The organism is Ochrovirga pacifica (genome assembly GCF_000220525.1).
GTDB lineage: Bacteria > Bacteroidota > Bacteroidia > Flavobacteriales > Flavobacteriaceae > Ochrovirga > Ochrovirga pacifica.
This window is the reverse complement of sequence record NZ_AFPK01000043.1, coordinates 1-17,014: the sequence shown is the minus strand read 5'-3', so window position 1 is coordinate 17,014 and position 17,014 is coordinate 1. Positions and strand designations below refer to the sequence as shown.

At 32.6% G+C, this 17,014-nt stretch carries 14 protein-coding genes; 3 read left to right on the top strand and 11 right to left on the bottom strand.

Going from position 1 to position 17,014, the window contains the following annotated elements:
• Window positions 1-10: 10 nt before the first annotated feature.
• The 5 genes from FS85_RS0108665 to FS85_RS15375 all read right to left on the bottom strand — a co-directional run bounded on the left by FS85_RS0108665 (window position 11) and on the right by FS85_RS15375 (window position 9,042).
• Window positions 11-3,304: a SusC/RagA family TonB-linked outer membrane protein gene (locus FS85_RS0108665; protein WP_010135811.1), complete on the bottom strand. Its 3,294-nt coding sequence runs from the start codon at window positions 3,302-3,304 to the stop codon at window positions 11-13.
• Between the two features lie 3 nt (window positions 3,305-3,307).
• On the bottom strand, window positions 3,308-5,866 hold the full coding sequence (locus FS85_RS0108660; protein WP_010135810.1) for a zinc-dependent metalloprotease: 2,559 nt from the start codon (window positions 5,864-5,866) through the stop codon (window positions 3,308-3,310).
• 91 nt (window positions 5,867-5,957) lie between these two features.
• Entirely contained in the window at window positions 5,958-7,535 is a 1,578-nt protein-coding gene (locus tag FS85_RS0108655; RefSeq protein ID WP_010135807.1) for a sensor histidine kinase, read from the bottom strand.
• 1 nt (window position 7,536) lies between these two features.
• Window positions 7,537-8,313: a LytR/AlgR family response regulator transcription factor gene (locus tag FS85_RS0108650; protein WP_237706954.1), complete on the bottom strand. Its 777-nt coding sequence runs from the start codon at window positions 8,311-8,313 to the stop codon at window positions 7,537-7,539.
• Between the two features lie 165 nt (window positions 8,314-8,478).
• A complete protein-coding gene (locus tag FS85_RS15375; protein WP_010135805.1) occupies window positions 8,479-9,042 on the bottom strand; it encodes a hypothetical protein in 564 nt (187 codons plus the stop codon).
• 121 nt (window positions 9,043-9,163) lie between these two features.
• Here FS85_RS15375 and FS85_RS0108640 point away from each other — a divergent pair, with 121 nt between their 5' ends.
• Window positions 9,164-9,793, top strand: coding sequence for a 7-carboxy-7-deazaguanine synthase QueE (locus FS85_RS0108640; RefSeq protein ID WP_010135804.1), 630 nt, complete (start codon window positions 9,164-9,166; stop codon window positions 9,791-9,793).
• Here FS85_RS0108640 and cmk read toward each other — a convergent pair.
• From cmk to nusB, 6 genes are all read right to left on the bottom strand, one after another.
• A complete protein-coding gene (gene cmk / locus FS85_RS0108635; protein ID WP_010135802.1) occupies window positions 9,790-10,482 on the bottom strand; it encodes a (d)CMP kinase in 693 nt (230 codons plus the stop codon). The genes FS85_RS0108640 and cmk overlap by 4 nt on opposite strands.
• Window positions 10,483-10,485: 3 nt before the next feature.
• A complete protein-coding gene (porQ, locus tag FS85_RS0108630) occupies window positions 10,486-11,493 on the bottom strand; it encodes a type IX secretion system protein PorQ (RefSeq protein ID WP_010135801.1) in 1,008 nt (335 codons plus the stop codon).
• Between the two features lie 79 nt (window positions 11,494-11,572).
• Window positions 11,573-12,157: a dephospho-CoA kinase gene (gene coaE / locus FS85_RS0108625; RefSeq protein ID WP_010135799.1), complete on the bottom strand. Its 585-nt coding sequence runs from the start codon at window positions 12,155-12,157 to the stop codon at window positions 11,573-11,575.
• On the bottom strand, window positions 12,157-13,107 hold the full coding sequence (locus tag FS85_RS0108620; protein WP_010135797.1) for a YbbR-like domain-containing protein: 951 nt from the start codon (window positions 13,105-13,107) through the stop codon (window positions 12,157-12,159). Before FS85_RS0108620 ends, coaE begins: the two co-directional genes overlap by 1 nt.
• Before the next feature lie 108 nt (window positions 13,108-13,215).
• Entirely contained in the window at window positions 13,216-13,521 is a 306-nt protein-coding gene (gene yajC / locus FS85_RS0108615; protein WP_010135796.1) for a preprotein translocase subunit YajC, read from the bottom strand.
• Between the two features lie 71 nt (window positions 13,522-13,592).
• The gene (nusB, locus tag FS85_RS0108610) at window positions 13,593-14,531 is read right to left on the bottom strand and encodes a transcription antitermination factor NusB (protein ID WP_010135795.1); all 939 of its coding nucleotides are present in this window, start codon (window positions 14,529-14,531) and stop codon (window positions 13,593-13,595) included.
• Window positions 14,532-14,695: 164 nt separating this feature from the next.
• Between nusB and FS85_RS0108605 the strand changes: the two genes are divergently transcribed.
• Window positions 14,696-16,453: an ABC transporter ATP-binding protein gene (locus tag FS85_RS0108605; protein WP_010135794.1), complete on the top strand. Its 1,758-nt coding sequence runs from the start codon at window positions 14,696-14,698 to the stop codon at window positions 16,451-16,453.
• A 55-nt stretch (window positions 16,454-16,508) separates the two neighbouring features.
• Window positions 16,509-16,871 carry a PUR family DNA/RNA-binding protein gene (locus tag FS85_RS0108600; protein ID WP_010135793.1) on the top strand — a complete coding sequence of 121 codons (363 nt, stop codon included), beginning with the start codon at window positions 16,509-16,511 and terminating at the stop codon, window positions 16,869-16,871.
• The last annotated feature ends 143 nt before the right edge of the window (window positions 16,872-17,014 follow it).

The following is a 17,014-nucleotide window of genomic DNA, read 5'->3' as shown; positions in this document are numbered from 1 at the left end:
TCCTTTGGTATTAGAATGATAATTGTAATCCTGTTGAAATCATTTTAGGAATGGGTTGTGCATACAGGCTTCCATAAGTTTCTGGATCAAAAAAACCGTCGTAATCGGTACCAAAAACTAGGAGGTTTCTACCTTCTACAAAAAAGTTTAACCCTGAGACATTCCACTTTTTTAGCAATTGATTTGGAATTGCATAACTTAACTTAATGCTGCTAATACGTATGTAAGAGATGTCTTTTACCCAAATATCTAGGTCGTTATACGTGTTTCCGTCATCTGATGAGTGAAACCAATTGTAAACCAAATCGGTATCAAATCCTGGAGAGTTGAAACCAATCAAAGCAGGAAAATTTCCTGTTCCAGCTTTTAAAACATCTGTGTTGTAGTTGTTTCCAGGTTGTACTTGAGTTAAATGATAACTAGGAGCTGCTTTTACAGTTTGTTTGATGTTAAAGTTACTTAGAATACGTAATCCAAACTGCTTGTAAGTAAAGTTATTTTGAAAACCTCCTGTAAATTTAGGTACACCATCACCTACATAGCTATATAAGTTTCTGTGTTCTTCTCTAGTTAACTGACTTCCGTTGGTTCCTTCTTCTAAATTAAAAAAGTCTACTGCAGAAACCTTTTTTCCATCTTTCCAAAACAAAGGCAATCCATTGCTGTCTAAACCTGCTGTTTTAATAGCAAAAATGGCATTGGGACTGTAGCCCTTTAAAGAAGGTTTAAAGTCTTCTTCTCTAATTTCAATTTCATCGACTACTCCTTTGTTGTGAGAAATGTTAAAACTAGAAGTCCACCTAAAGTTTTTGTTTTGAATGTTTGTTGTGTTGATTAACAACTCGTACCCTCTATTGGTTACCGTTGCCCAATTGGTATTGATAAAGTTAAAACCACTTTCTAATGGAACAGCCCTTAAACCAATAAGGTCTGTACTTTTTCTATAGTAGTAGTCTCCCGTAATATAAACTCTGTTTTTAAACAAACCTACATCAAAACCAAGGTTAGAAGAAACTGTTTTTTCCCATCTTAAATCTCCATTAGGAGCATTAAGAGCTCTAATACTTTCTTCTGTTACTCCAGGTAAAAGTGTTTCGGTGTAGTACTCTCCTATAACAAACGGAGAGGTAGATTTGTCTATATTTCCTTGAATTCCGTACGAAGCCCTTACTTTTAAATCGCTTACGGCATCTACATCAAACATAAAATCTTCATTGTACACATTCCACGATCCTGCTACCGACCAGATAGGTAAATATCTGTATTTTGGGTTTACACCAAAAAGATTGGAACCATCGTACCTAAGGCTGCTAAATAATGTGTATTTTTTGTTGTAGGTATACGAAGCTGTTCCAAAAAAAGAAGCATATGCATTTTCTGCAAATGTTTTCTGATAGGTGTCAAACAACGAGTTGGTTAGTGCCCTTGAGTCTGTAATGGCTATGGTGGTAAGTGTGTTAGGATTAAAGCCAAAACCTTTAGAGTGAATTTGAGTTCTTTTGTTTCTTCTAAACTCAGTTCCCAACAACAAATCTACCTCGTGTTTTTTGTTGATTTTAGTTTGATAGTTTGCAGTTGTTTTCCAGTTGTATTGAAAAACATCAGTGTTCCAGTTCTGAATAATTCCACCTTTGGGCATGTAATATGCTTCTCCATCAGAAGAGCTGTATCTAGACCTTTGCTCGTATTTTCTAGTAAAATAACTATCTTCTTCACTTATTTTTTCAGATCGGTCAAAATCTAATTGTAAACCTAATTGTGTGTTGATGAAAAATGATTTTGAAAATTGGTATTGTCCATCTAAAATGGCTTTAAGTGAATTAGAAATCAATTCGTAAGAAGTGTTTTCTCTTTCTTCTAGTACGTTGTAGTTTAGGTTTAAATCAGAACGCTCTACCAAATCTGGATCGTATACATAATTTCCATTGCTATCTCTTAAGGCCAAATATGGGTTGGTGTTTCTAGCGTAGTTAGAAGGATTAGTGTATGCATCTGCCCCTGTAATGTAAGAATGTGTTTTGTTTTGGTTTCCAAACAAAGCCACACCAATTTCAAGTTTATCATTAAAATTAAAACGATCTTTTAGAGTAATGTTATAGCGCTTTTGACCTGTACCTATAGTGGTTCCTTTTTCATCAAAAAGCCCTGTAGAAAAATAGTAATTATTCTGATCGTTTCCGCCAGAAATACTCACTCCATACTGTTGGTTAATAGCCATTTGGTACAGTTGGTCTCCCCAGTCTGTTTGGGTGTTTTTTAACTGGTTAATGGCATTTTGTGTTTCAGTATCCAATGCATCAAAACCGTTGTTTACAAAATCACTATAAGCTCCGCTATTGTTTAGAATTCTAGCTACTGCACCACGATCTCTTTGGTATCTTAAATCATTTCTACTTGCCAAAAGCAATTCGAAATCAACTTTTTCAGAAGAATTCATTAAATTCAACTTGTCGTAATCTGGTTTTTGTGTAATAAATGTATTGGCGTTTACACGAACATTCATTTTTCCTTTTTTACCATTTTTACTTGTAATAACAATAACTCCGTTGGCAGCTCTTGCACCGTAAATAGAAGTAGCGGAAGCATCTTTTAATACCGTAATACTTTCTATATCTTCAGGATTTAACCCAGCGATAGGATAAGATTGTAAGTTGTCTATATTGTCTTTGTCTCTAAAATCTTGTGGTATGTCGTTTCCTTCTAGCGGAATTCCATCCAAAACCCACAAAGGGTCCGAAGAACCGTTTAAAGTAGCTGTACCACGAATAACAATTTTAGCAGGAGCCCCTGGTGCTCCTGTAGTAGGTTGAACTGAAACCCCCGATAATTGTCCAGCCAACATTTGGTCTACAGAAGCTACTCCTGCCTGCTCTATGTCATCGACTTCAATTTTAGCATAAGACGAAGTCATTTTTCTTTTTTCTATTTTTTGATATCCTGTTAGGACAATCTCTTCCAAAGCCTCAGAACTTTGTTTTAGTTGTATGTTTAATTTTTTTGTTTGTTGATTAATGGCAATCTTTTCTGTTTCATACCCTATGTAAGAGATTAAAATAGAGGTGATTTTGTCTTCAATTTTTAAAGAAAATTCTCCATCAAAATTTGTGGTTGTACCCAGCATTGCTCCAGAAAGCACACCTTCTGTTGCAGTTTGATTTCCTATAATAGCAGATGAAATGTATACTGATGCTCCTATAATAGGAGTTTTGGTTTCATGATCTACTACGGTTCCTGTAATTACTTTTGACTGTTGTGAAAAAAGTAAAGAGGGAATAAAAACCAGTAAGTATAGTAAATGTTTCATGGTTTAGTTTTTCAAATTGTATTGGATTCGTGCAATTAAATCCTGATAATGTGCTTGTGTTATATTGTCACCTTTTTTCTTTTTCTTTTCTAACAATTCTAACACTTTTACCAAAGCAGCCCTTTTACTAGTTCCGATATCGGCAACTCTTGGGAGATAAGAAAAATGAATGTTCTTAAATTGGTCGTTGTGATCGTGAAAACTTTTCGTATGTGTTTTTTCTAGCAGTTGGTTTCTGTCTACAGTCAATACATCGATGTAATTTTTTTGAGTGATTCTATCAAACAAATCCAAAGATTTTCCTTTTTTAGTTTTGCTAAAAATAGCTTTGTACAGTTCGTCAAAAACATATTGTTCAGTAAATGGTTGCTCGTCCCCTTTTATCAAAACAGTGTTTTCTGTAATACGCATCAATCGATCCGTTTTTACCAAGGCGTATATAATATTGGTTTGGTAAGCTCTAAGCATAGATACAGGCGAATAATAACGTTCTCCATCGGGTGCATCTCTTACTGCAAAAACATCATTAATTAATTCTGGGGTAAACAACCATTTCTGAGGTAAAACAGCATTTTTTATCAAATAATCTAAGGCTTCTTTTTGTCTTTGGGTAGATACAGGGGTGTAAGTATCTTTTCCATCACCACAAATAGTATTGTTGATGTATACCCCACCAATATTTGCCATAACATGTCCGTTGTACAAACTCCACTGATCTATTACAGCTTTATACAATTTGGATGCTTTGTAATAATCTTGCCCTTCTTCGGCTGTCCAGTTTAGTATTTCGGGGATAATTCGTTTTAAGTTTTTTAAACCATAGCTAGATGCTTTTACTGCATTGTCTCCCAAATCTTCACTTTGAGCTCTAGGGTCTACAATAGCACCACCTGGTTGTTGTGGTCCGTAAAAGTACATAGGGTCGTTTTCGTGTTTGCGGATCCACTTGTTTAGTATTGGTAACTCATCATGTGGATTTTTTACGTCTAGCCAATGGTATCCCCAATCAATAGCATAGGTATCATAAACTCCTATTTTTGGAGTAATGTCTACTACGTTATCTTCAGGTTGAGCAACGTAGTTAAAACGAGCATAATCCATAATTGAAGGTGCTGTTCCTCCCATTTTACTAGTAAAAGTTTTGGAACGTAAAGAATCTACAGGATAGCTGTAAGAAGCAGCCATATTGTGCTTTAGTCCAAAGGTGTGTCCTACTTCATGAGAAGAAACAAATTGAATAGCCTCTCCCATCAATTCATCAGAAAATTTATTGGCTCTTGCTCTAGGATCAATTGGCCCTGTTTGTACACGAATCCAAGAGTGTAGTCCTTTCATTAAATTGTGCCACCATAAAATATCCGATTCTAATATTTGACCACTTCTAGGATCTACAATTGATGGTCCCATGGCATTTTGTTTTTCGGAAGCCGCGTAGGTAATTACAGAATAACGAACATCGTCCGCATCAAAATCTGTATCGTTAGCGTTGGGATATTTAACTTGTATGGCATTTTTAAAACCTGCTTTTTCAAAAGCAATATTCCAGTCGTACACACCTTGTTCTATATAAGGTCTCCATTTTTTTGGAGTTGCAGGGTCTAAATAATAAACAATAGGCTGTTTAGGAGTTACCAACATCCCTTTTTTATATTTTTCGATGTCTTCATTTTTGGGTTCTAATTTCCATCGAGTGATCAATTGCCTAGTTTCTACTTCGTGTTGAGCATCGTTATAGTAATGAAATGGAATGCTAAAAAAACCAACTCTTTTGTCTGCAAACCTAGGCTGCATAACTTCTTTTGGTAGCAAAACAATATTGGTGGTAACCCCAATAGATAATGGTAAAGCTGCACTTTTTCCTTCTTTTACAGAAGTGGTAAATAAAGATTTTACAACAATGTTTTTGGGAAAAGACTTAATGTTTTCTAGTATAGACAAGTTGGTTTTAATACTTCCTCCTAGTCCTATATTAGTCAGCACATCACTAAAACTTTTTTCTTTACCGTTAAAAATCTTATTGACTTTGATTAAAACTGAGGTAGAGTCTGTGTTTTGAGTTTCAATATCAAACTCTTCAATAATAGATTCTCTAAAATTATCCTTAACCGACAACGTGATGGCATCCTTTTCTGGAGAAGAAACTCTTGGGTTGATTGTTTTTACCCAAACTTTGTTTAAAACAGTGTCTTTGTAAAAACGAACTAACTTGGTTTCAAAAGTCATTCCTTTGTTTAAACCATGTCCATTTAATGCATACGGAACACTAGATATTTTGTTTACCACTAGTAAATCTCTAGTAAGCAGCGAGTCAGGAATTTCAAAATAATAGTCTTTTTTTAGCTTAAAAACATTAAACATTCCTTTTTTTAGAGTTCCTTCTTTTATAAATTTTTGGTAATCTAAATCTTTAGAACTGGTATCTGCAAGACTGTCTTTTTTACTAGAATCTTTGTCTGTTTCATGTTTTTTGTCTTGAGAAAAACCGATACATCCAACAAATACAAGAACTGTTAATAGACCGTATTGAGAATATTTCATTAAATTTTGAGAAGCTCTTTTCATACATTCATCCTGTTGTTGCTTCAAAATTCCATCAAATCAATATTTTAGTAAAATCAATTGGAGTGAAGTCTAAAAAAAAGGGAGTGAACTTCTATTTTACGTTTATAAAAGGTAAAAAACACTTAAATTTTCCGTTAGCAATCTCTGTTTCAAAAGAAGCTATTTGATAATATAGGTAGGTGTTTTCTAGATAAGTAAGTCCTATATGATAACTGGTTTGTTCTTTTTTGTTTCTTGGGGTATAATTGTTTAGAACTTCTATGCCTTTGGTGGTGATAATTACCTCTATATATAAAGGATTTTGTTTGGTAATTTCATTGTGTTTGATAGCGTTTTCCACCAATGTTTCTAAAGATAAAAAAGGGATTTGTTTTTGTAAAATTTTATCACTGCACTTGTTTGTTATAGAAACATTTAAACTGTTTTTAAAACGAATTTCTTGCAAAAAAACATATTGTTCTAAAAAAGTAATTTCTTTCTTTACACTAATTAAATTCCCTACACGTTCTTCTAGCAAATAGCGATATACTTCAGCTAATTTTAGCACAAATTGTTGTGATAAATCAGGATTAACATCAATTAAAACATGTAAAGAGTTAAGACTGTTGAATAAAAAATGAGGGTGCATTTTTTTCTTTAATTGATTGAGTTGCAATACTGCATTTTCTTTCTGATATTTTTCATTGGCATATACCAATTGCTCTTTTTCTTCAACAACTCTTAGGTTTTCTACGTATTCTTTTTTTAGTTGCAATCTAGATACAATTAAAATCAGCATAAAAGTCAGGAAAGCCAAAAAACTAATCCACGAAAAATAATCTTGTATGTTTTGTGTGGTTTCCTTTAAATGGATTTCTACCGGAAAACTTACCACCACAATCAACTCTTCTGTTCCTAGGGTTACCTTGTTGTAATATCGCAAAACCTCTAAGCCTAAAAAACGAGATTGAGCTTTGTTTTTAATTGGAGCTACACCTTTTTTTTGATTGACGATGTCTGAAATAGAAGTACCATTAAAGTAATGTGTTAATTTTTTTCCTAAATACATAGGTTCTGGATGCAAAAGACAAATTCCGTTAGCATTGGTAACCACGGTATACCCTCCATCACCTCTATATCTTTCTGAAAAATAACTCCAAAACGAAATCAAATCTATATCGTATGCAAAAATCAAATAGTCGTTATTCTCTCCTTTTTGAGCAATGATTTTTCTGTGAATTTGCTCCTGTTGCAAGACCGTATCTTTAATAACAAGCGTTAAAGCACTAAAACGTGATAATTCTGACTGTAATGAAGGTGGAATTTCTGTTCCCTCTAAAGAAGAAATTTGGTTGTACAAAAAACTTTTACGAATGGCTAAGTTATGGTTGGCTTGCTCTGCAATAAAAGACAAACGTTCGTTTTTAACTTGCCAAGAATATTCTTTGTTTTCTAAAATTTGTTTTGCTTGGGTTAAGTAACCATTGAGTTGATTGAACTCAAAATCAACAATATTTTCTTTAGAATTTAGATTTCCTTGTAACAAATCTTCAATTAAATTCTCGGTAACTGTAGTAATTTTAGAGGTAATTAAAGAACTACCAATAAAAAAAATGGCAATTATCAATACACTAACATATAAATATTGCTTGTGCTCTTTAAAACGGGTAAAAAAATTATTAGAAAACATATTAATGGTTTAGCCAGTCTTTAAAAGCATTAATGTAATTGGCACTAACCAAAATTAAATCTTTAGTGTTAGAAGAAGGTTGCAATTCTATTTTTAGACGATTTTGACTGTATTTAACAATCGTTTCAATAGCTTGATGGCTTACAATATACTTTCTATTGATTTTAAAGAATTTTTTAGTAGACAATTTGGGCTCTAAATTAGAGAGCGTATCATCGTATAAAAAGCTGTCTCCGTTAGTCGTAAATAAAAACAGAGATTTGTTTTCGGCCATAAAATAAGCTACTTCATCACTAGTAATAGAAAGTAATTTTTCACCTCTGCTTACCAAAAAACGATTTTGATTTTCTGTTTTTTCGGGAGTCTTTTTTAGGGCTTCTAACAATTGTTGCAAAGAAGTGTTTTCTACAGATTTGTTCTGAGAATTGTAATGTGTGTATTTTTTAATAGCATTGCTAAGCTTGTCTTTATCGTAAGGTTTTAACAAATAATCTACAGCATAAAACTGAAAAGATTGTATAGCATACTGATCAAAAGCTGTCGTAAAAATAATGGGAATGTTTAATTGTAGGCTTTCAAAAATCTCAAAACTTTCTCCATCCCCTAAGTGGATGTCACTTAAAATTAAGTCACAAGTGTTAGTTTCAAACCATGCTATCGCTTCTTCAACACTTTCTAGTCTTTTTTTAACGTTGATTTTAGGGGGAATCTTTTCGAGCATTTTTATAAGAGATTCAGCTGCTAAATCTTCATCTTCAATAATTACTACATTCATCATTTACAAAAAATTGAAAAGACAAAGTTCGTTAAAATAACTTATAAAATTAGTAGTGTTATTTAAAAGTAAAAAAACTATAAAACGCTGTCATACAAACATAAAAAAACGTCAATATTTGTTAATAGTTGTAAATATTGACGTTTGCTTATATGGTGCATTGGTTGTTTATTCTAGCCAAATTGTCATGGAAGTAAAAGGAGTATCTTCAGGGATTTGAGCTTTATCTACAGGCCCTAAAGTAAATGTTTTTACTCCCGCTTTGCTTTTGTCTAAGGTAAAAGTCGCATTAATATCTTTTACAAAAACGGTGATAGAGTGAAAAGTAGCTTCTAATTTTTCTATATTATGGTGAATGTTTAAATCTTTAAAAGTAGAACTCACTCCTACTCCCGCCTCAGTTTTGTACTGATCGTTATGTATGGTTACACTTCTAATTTTGGAAATAGAGTCCAATGAATTTACGGGTGCAATAGACAGCATTAAAGTTCTGTCGGTTTTGTTATAAATTAGGTGGCTATCGTTTTGATCTAAAAAATTAGAGTCATCTCCTAAAGCACCTTCACTATATCTAGAAACAATAGAATCTTTTTTAAATAATTCTTGAATATCAGAAATGCGAGTGTTTTGATTGATGCTTCCAACTTTGTTTAGCCCAATGGTTGTGTCTTTTTGTGGAGTACAAGCAAACAAGGTTGCTGTTATAATAATAGATAAAATGTGTTTTTTCATATCTCAAAGTTTGCCTCAAATGTACGTAAAACTGACGAAAACCAAAGCTTGATAAGCTTTGTGTCCTAAACAATTTATATTCTTTATTTTCTTGTATCTTTGCACTCCAAATCAAAACTTTATGGACATTAAAACCAAAGAACTTGTAGACAAAGGGATTATGTTGCCTTTAATGGAAGAATTCTACACCATACAAGGAGAAGGAAATCATACAGGAACTGCTGCGTATTTTATACGTGTTGGTGGTTGTGATGTTGGTTGCCATTGGTGTGATGTTAAAGAAAGTTGGAATGCTGATTTGCATCTCCCTACCCATGCCGATACAATTGTTAACAATGCAAAAAAATACGCAAAGACAATTGTAATTACAGGAGGAGAACCATTGATGTGGGATATGCAATACATCACCACTGCTTTGCAGGCACAAGGATTAAAAACGCATATAGAGACTTCGGGAGCTTATCCGCTAAGTGGTCAATGGAATTGGATCTGTTTATCACCCAAAAAAACGAAGATGCCTTTGGATGAAATATATCCAGAAGCAGATGAGTTAAAAATGATTATTCACAATAAAAGTGATTTTGCTCTTGCCGAAGCAGAAGCTGCCAAAGTTTCTGATAAATGCACTTTGTATTTACAGCCTGAATGGAGTAAAAAAGAGAAAATGACTCCATTAATTGTAGCATATGTAATGGAAAATCCTCAATGGAAAATTTCTTTACAAACGCATAAATATTTAAATATTCCTTAGATTTTTTTTTGTACTAAAGACAGAATGTATTCAAACTGTTCTTCTCTACTCATTTGGGAATTGTCTATTTCTATAGCGTCTGATGCTTTTACTAGCGGAGAGTCTTTTCTTTGAGTATCTATTTCATCACGTTGTACAACGTTGTCATAAACTTCTTGATAAGTTAAGTCGGTGACTCCTTTAGCAAGCATTTCGTCGTATCTTCTTTTTGCTCTGGTTTCTGCGGATGCTGTCATAAACAATTTCAATTCTGCTTCCGGAAAAACAACGGTACCAATATCTCGTCCATCCATTACCACACCTTTTTCTTTACCCATATTTTGCTGTAGTGCTACCATTTTTTTTCGTACTTCTGAAATAGCAGCTACTTTGCTTACATAAGACGAAACTTCCATGCCCCTAATCTTATGCTCTACCATACTTCCGTTTAAATATACTTCGGAATAGCCCAAACTGTTGTTGTAACGAAATTGAATATGAACTTGACCTAATTGTTCCTTCAATTCTTTGGAATTTACTTTTTGATCTTTGGCAATTTGATGCTGCAATGCATACAAAGTTACAGCTCTATACATTGCTCCCGTATCTACATAAATGTATCCTAAATATTTTGCAAGTTCTTTGGCTACAGTGCTTTTTCCTGTAGACGAAAATCCATCGATAGCAATAATGATCTTTTTTTTGCTCATTTTTTATAGGTGTAATGTAAGCCCAAACGTACTGTATTTTGCCCCTTCTTGGAATTTAGCAAAAGCGTAATCAATTTTCACCCATTTGGTGTTTAATCCAAAGCCATAAGACAATCCTGCTCCTGTTCGTACCTCTTGTAGCTGATATTCTTCTGCTCTTCTGTGGTTGTATCCTATACGTAAGCTAAACATTTTTTCTGGCCAAAGTTCCGCACCAATAGACAAATGGCGTAAAGCATTCTCTATAGGGCTAATTTGCTCAGGGGTGCTTTCTCCATTTAAGTTTACTTTTTCTCTAGATGGATTGGCTTCACTAAGTTGCCAATTGTTTAATTCATCTAAAGCTACATAAAATCTAAGCGGAACATGTTCTAGACTATATTCTGTTGCAAAAATAATATTGTGTTGAATGTCTTCCTTTTTGTCTAGATAAGGACTTAGTTGATTTCCTGAATTACGAAACGATAAAGAAGCTATAAAAGAAGAATTTGGATCATAGAAAGTAATTCCTAAATCAAAAACCAAAGCCGATGATGTATAAGATTCAATTTTAGAAGACACGTATTTTACAGCTGCTCCAATAGAAATTAAATCAAGTCGATATCCATATCCCAAACTAAAAGCCAAATCTCTAGAGGTAAAAGTACTAAGAATTTCAGGTCCGCTAGCTTCTGTTCTGTTAAAATCACCATAATCTAAATATTGCACACCCAAAAAAGCCATTCCATATTTTGGGTTTATTGATTTTGCATAAACCAAAGAACCTACATTGATATCAGCAATATAATTGGTGTAATTTACAGCAAGGTCACCATCAAGTTCATTAGCTACCATCGAAGGGTTCCATAATAGTTGAGAAACATCGTTGGTGCTGGTTAAAGTAACACCCCCTAAAGCTACTTGTTTAGGAGACGTAGCAATGTTTAAAAACGGATAAAGGGTTTCTCCACCTACCTGAGCAGTCAGGTTTTGGAAAACAAGCACCAAAATAAATACAATTTTAAACCTCATATATTTACAAACGATACGACAAATATAAACGCTTCCGTCTGAATACAAATAAGATTATTGATTTTTACTGTAATTAATTCTAATCAGACATTGCCAATAATTGTTGATGCAAAGCTAAAACTTGCTCTTTACACGCCTTTTTATCCTGATTAACAATTACAAAATCTGCTTTTTTTATTTTTATTTCATCCTCCCATTGGTGTTGCATTCTAGCTAGAACAGCTGCTCTATCTACCTGGTCTCTATCCATAACTCTTTGTATACGTTCTTCTTTATCTGCTGTAACTACAATTACTTTATCACACAAATGTTGATTGTTATTTTCAAACAAAATAGCACTCTCGTACAAGAAATAAGGACAAGTTTGTAGTGCTGCAAATTTTTTCAAGTCTTGATGTACTTCAGGGTGAACAATAGAATTTAGTTTCTGTAATAGAGCTTTGTTCTTAAAAACCTGTTTTGAAATATAGTTTCTGTTCAAGTTTCCATCAATATATGCTTCTTCACCTAATAACTTTTTGATTTTAGAGATCACAATATCCGAAGAAACCATTATTTTTTTTGCTTCAATATCAGCAATATAACATGGCACACCTAGTTCTTGAAAGAACGAAATTACCGTACTTTTACCACTACCAATTCCTCCCGTTAAACCTATCAACATTATTTTAAAATTAAATATTCAACACGTTCTGTACCTAGTTTTACCGAAGATACATTGTCTGGTATTCGGCTTAAGCTGGCATTCATATAGTTATTGATACGTTTCTTATAGTCGCATACAATTTGAAAATCATTGGTTGTAATTTCATGAAACTGTGACAATTTCATCTGACAACTAACTTTTATTTTTTTGGGATAGATTACAACTTCTCCTTTGGGTGGATTGATGATTTTTACTGGAATTTCGAGTGTTTTTTCTGTAATTTTTTCTACTTCTACCTTAACTTTAACTTGCGAGTGTGAATAGTTAATTTTCGGATTTTGATCCTTGATTACAGCAACATTTTGTACAATAGTTTCCATCACTCCTTCTTTTATTAAAGGTTGTAGTTTTAATTGGTTTATATTGTTTACCAACATTTCTGGTCCTGAAACCGTAATAGAGTCTGGAATTAATGTAGCGGCAGAAAATGATTTGTAACCTGCTTTGTAAGTTAAGTCTATAGAAGCTTTTACAGGAACTTTTTTGAATCCTTTTTTTCCTAATTGAACAAACAAACTATCTTCAGAAACTCCTAGAACACGAGCCTTTCCATTCAATCTTTCTTTGGCTTGCTTGTACAATTCACTTTCCAGTAAAAAATAACGATAGGCTGCTTTCTTTTTGATGTTTTTTAAAGAAATATCTAAGGTTCTGTTTTTAAAAGCAGAGGTAAAAAGATAAAAACCACTAGATTCTATCACCACAGAAAGTGTTTTTGGAGGTGTTTCTTGAAAAATAAAACGATTGGGTAATTCTTTGTAGTTGATATTATAATAGATTTCTTGTGTATAATCTTTAGACAGTCTATTTAGGAACCAAAAAACAAAGGTGGCTACTACGAAGATTAAAAAGACAACATTCTTTTTTTTATTTAAAAATTCCGTAAGCTGATTTTTGGTTATTCTCATAAAAGCTAATTTACAAAATGTATGGCTAAAACTTAGATAGAAACCTATGTAAAAAGAAAACGCTTTTGAGGATATCAAAAGCGTTTAATTTATAAGTGGACACAAATTTTATTTTTTATCCGCAGTTTTTTCTGGAGCGTTGTATTTTTGAGTCAATTCCATGTTCAAAGCAGATTTTTCTAACAACAATTTTCCTGCGTTGGTTTCAATCATTACAGTACCTTCGTTAATTTCTACTAATTTTCCGTGGATTCCTCCTGTGGTAACAACTTTTGCTCCTTTGCTTAAAGATTGTTTAAATTTCTTTTCATTTTTACTTCTTCTAACCTGTGGTATAATCATAAAAAATACTACGAATATAACCATCACGATTAAAAACATTGGGCTCATTGGACTTTCTTGTAATGCGATCATTTCTATTTTATTTAATGTCTATATTTTAAGCTTGTAAATATATAAGGTTTTTTGATTTTAAGCTTCTCTTATCAAAGCATTCCTCTTCCTATTTTTTTTAACCTTCCATTTTTATCAAAATCTTTCCATGTTTTGTCTAAAACTCCATTGATAAACACGCTACTTTTCTCGGTAGAATAGTCTTTAGCAATTTCTAAATACTCATTAATAGTTGCTTTTACAGGGATGGAAGGGAATTTTAAAAATTCACAAATAGCCATTTTAATCAAAATCATGTCTACATCAGCAATACGATCTAGTTCCCAGTTGGGAGTTTTGTCGGCAACTTCTTCTTCTAATTTGGATAAGTTTAAAACCACTTTTTTAAACAAATCAGAAACAAAAGCTTCATCGTCTGCGTTTTTATACATTTTTCCAAGTACAAAAGGTTTTTCCGCTTTTAGTTCTTGCAAGGTTTTTACAATCCATGTATTTACAAAAGGAATGTCGTCTACCCAACTAATATTTTCTCCCTCGTAGTATTCAGCAATTTTTTCGTCGGGAGCAATAAATTCCTCAAAAAAGTGAATCAGAAATTGTTTGTCTTTTTTAAAAGAAGTTTCTTCTTCGGCCATGTAATTTTTGTACAAATCGCTTTCTAGCAATTTTTTATACATATTATTTACATAAGAGCTGTCTAAGTACCAGTTATTTAATTTTGTTTCTTCTAAGTAATTTTGCAAAGAAGTACTTTCTTTAAGTAATTGAACTGCTTTGTTATTAATAAATTTTCGATTGGGATTTAATTCTTCTTTTGTAGCTAAAAACTTTTTTTTAGAAGCTTCTAAGGTGTTTTCGGCAAGTTGATTAACTCTAACAATCATATCCAAAGAAAGCACGTACAAGTCGTACATTTTATCTATACTGGATCTTAAAAATTTTTCTTCTTTGACAAGGTTGTCACTTTGGGCATGAGTCATCGCATAAACGGATTGCATTACCTTTACACGAATATGTCTTCTATTAATCATATTTAGAAAGAACTTATATTTTTTTCGACCACAAAGGTAGTACATAATTAAAGTAACTTAAAAAATAATTGACTAAAATTATCGCAATATGGCATCTTATTTGACCGTAACAGAATCGAAAATTCTAGTATCTTCGTAAACTCAAAAATCTACTTTGCTTTCCTATGAAAGATTTACAATACATAAATCAATATTTCTTTAAGTACCGTTATCGTTTGTTATTAGGAATTTTAATTTCTGTAGCATCAAGATATTTGGCTGCAAAAATTCCTGAAGTAGTAAAGAATTCTTTAAACGTAGCCAACGATTATTCTAAAGGAATTGTAACCGATATAGACTATGTAAAACAGGACTTGTGGCAGAATATTATCCTTATTGTAGGGCTGGCTATTCTTTCTGGTTTTTTTACGTTTTTAATGAGACAAACCATTATTGTGACTTCTAGATTGGTTGAATTTGATCTAAAAAATGAAATTTATCAACAATACCAAAGGCTGTCTCTTAATTTTTACAAAAAAAACAGAACAGGAGATTTAATGAACCGAATTAGTGAAGATGTTAGCAAGGTTAGAATGTATGTAGGACCTGCTATAATGTACACTATAAATATGTTGGTGCTGTTTTCGGTGGCTATTTATAAAATGTTAGAAATAGATGTAAAATTAACTTTATATACTTTAATTCCTTTTCCTGTATTGTCTGTTTCTATCTTTATACTTAGTAAAAACATCAATATTAAGAGTACTATTGTACAACAACAATTGTCGGAATTGACCACTTTTACACAAGAAGTTTTTTCGGGAATTAATGTAATTAAATCGTATGCGATTGAAGCCATCACCAAAAAAGATTTTTTAGATTATGCCGATAAAAACAAAGAAAAGAACGTTTCGTTGTTTAAAGTTCAAGCTTTGTTTTTTCCTTTAATGATTTTGTTGATTGGAGTTTCCAATATCATTGTATTGTACGTTGGAGGTATGCGATACATAAACGGTTATATATCTATAGGAGTAATTGCCGAATTTTTTATGTACACCAATATGCTAACATGGCCGGTTGCTGTGGTGGGTTGGGTAACATCCACTATTCAACAAGCAGCAGCTTCTCAAAAAAGAATCAATGAGTTTTTGCAACAAGAGCCCGAAATCCAGAATACCAGTACAGATTTATCTCCCGTTAAAGGAGGCATTCGTTTTGAAAACGTCTCTTTTGTTTATGATGACACCCATATTACGGCCTTAAAAAACATCAGTTTTGAAGTAAAACCCGGAGAAACTTTGGCTATTTTAGGAAAAACAGGCTCTGGAAAATCTAGTGTTTTAGATTTAGTAGCTCGATTGTATGATACATCTAGCGGAACAGTTTATATAGACGAAAAACCCATACAAGAACTTGACTTATACAACTTAAGAAATCATATAGGGTTTGTACCACAAGATCCTTTTTTATTTTCTGATACGATTGAAAATAATATTCGTTTTGGAAAAGAAAATGCAACAGAAGCTGAAATTATAGAAGCAGCTAAAAAAGCCGTAGTACACAAAAACATTGTAGAATTTAAAAAACAGTACAAAACTATTTTAGGAGAACGTGGGGTAACACTTTCTGGAGGACAAAAACAAAGAGTGTCTATTGCAAGAGCAATTATAAAAGAGCCTCAAATCTATATTTTTGATGATTGTTTGTCTGCCGTAGATACCGAAACCGAAGAACAAATTTTAAGCAATTTAAAGTCGCTAAGTGCAACAAACACCACTTTAATTGTAAGTCATAGAATTAGTGCAGCCAAACATGCCGATAAAATTATTGTGCTGGATAATGGAGAAATTGCACAACAAGGAACTCACTCTGAATTAGTTAACCAGCAAGGAATTTACCAAGAAATTTACCGTCAACAATTAGAAGAAAAAGAAATAGAATAATTTATCTAAATAGAATAATTTTATATATTTGGTTAACAACTACAATCAATTAAAAATGAAAGAAAGAGAAGGGCAAGAAGAAATTTTTTCTCAAATCCTAAGAGCCGGAAGAAGAACTTATTTTTTTGACGTTAGAGGCACCAAAGCGGGTGATTATTACTTGACAATTACAGAGAGTAAAAAATTTACGCATGACGATGGTACGTTTCATTATCAAAAACACAAGATCTATCTTTACAAAGAAGACTTTACTGAATTTACTGAACTTTTAAGAGAAGCCACTGATTTTATAATCAATGAAAAAGGTGAAGAAGTAATTAGTGAAAGACATCAGAAGGACTTTAAAAAAGAAGAAGTAGCTGCAGACAACAAAGAAAAAACTTCAGATTATACTGAAATTAGTTTTGATGATATTTAAACCATAAAACTCAACTGAATATATTTTAGTTGAGTTTTTTTTATCTATTTAGTTTCTTAGTTACAGATTTGTTGGCAAACCACATCGGCATGAATTTTTATTATAAAGCCAACATTTTTAGTCATCTTACAACCAACAAAAAA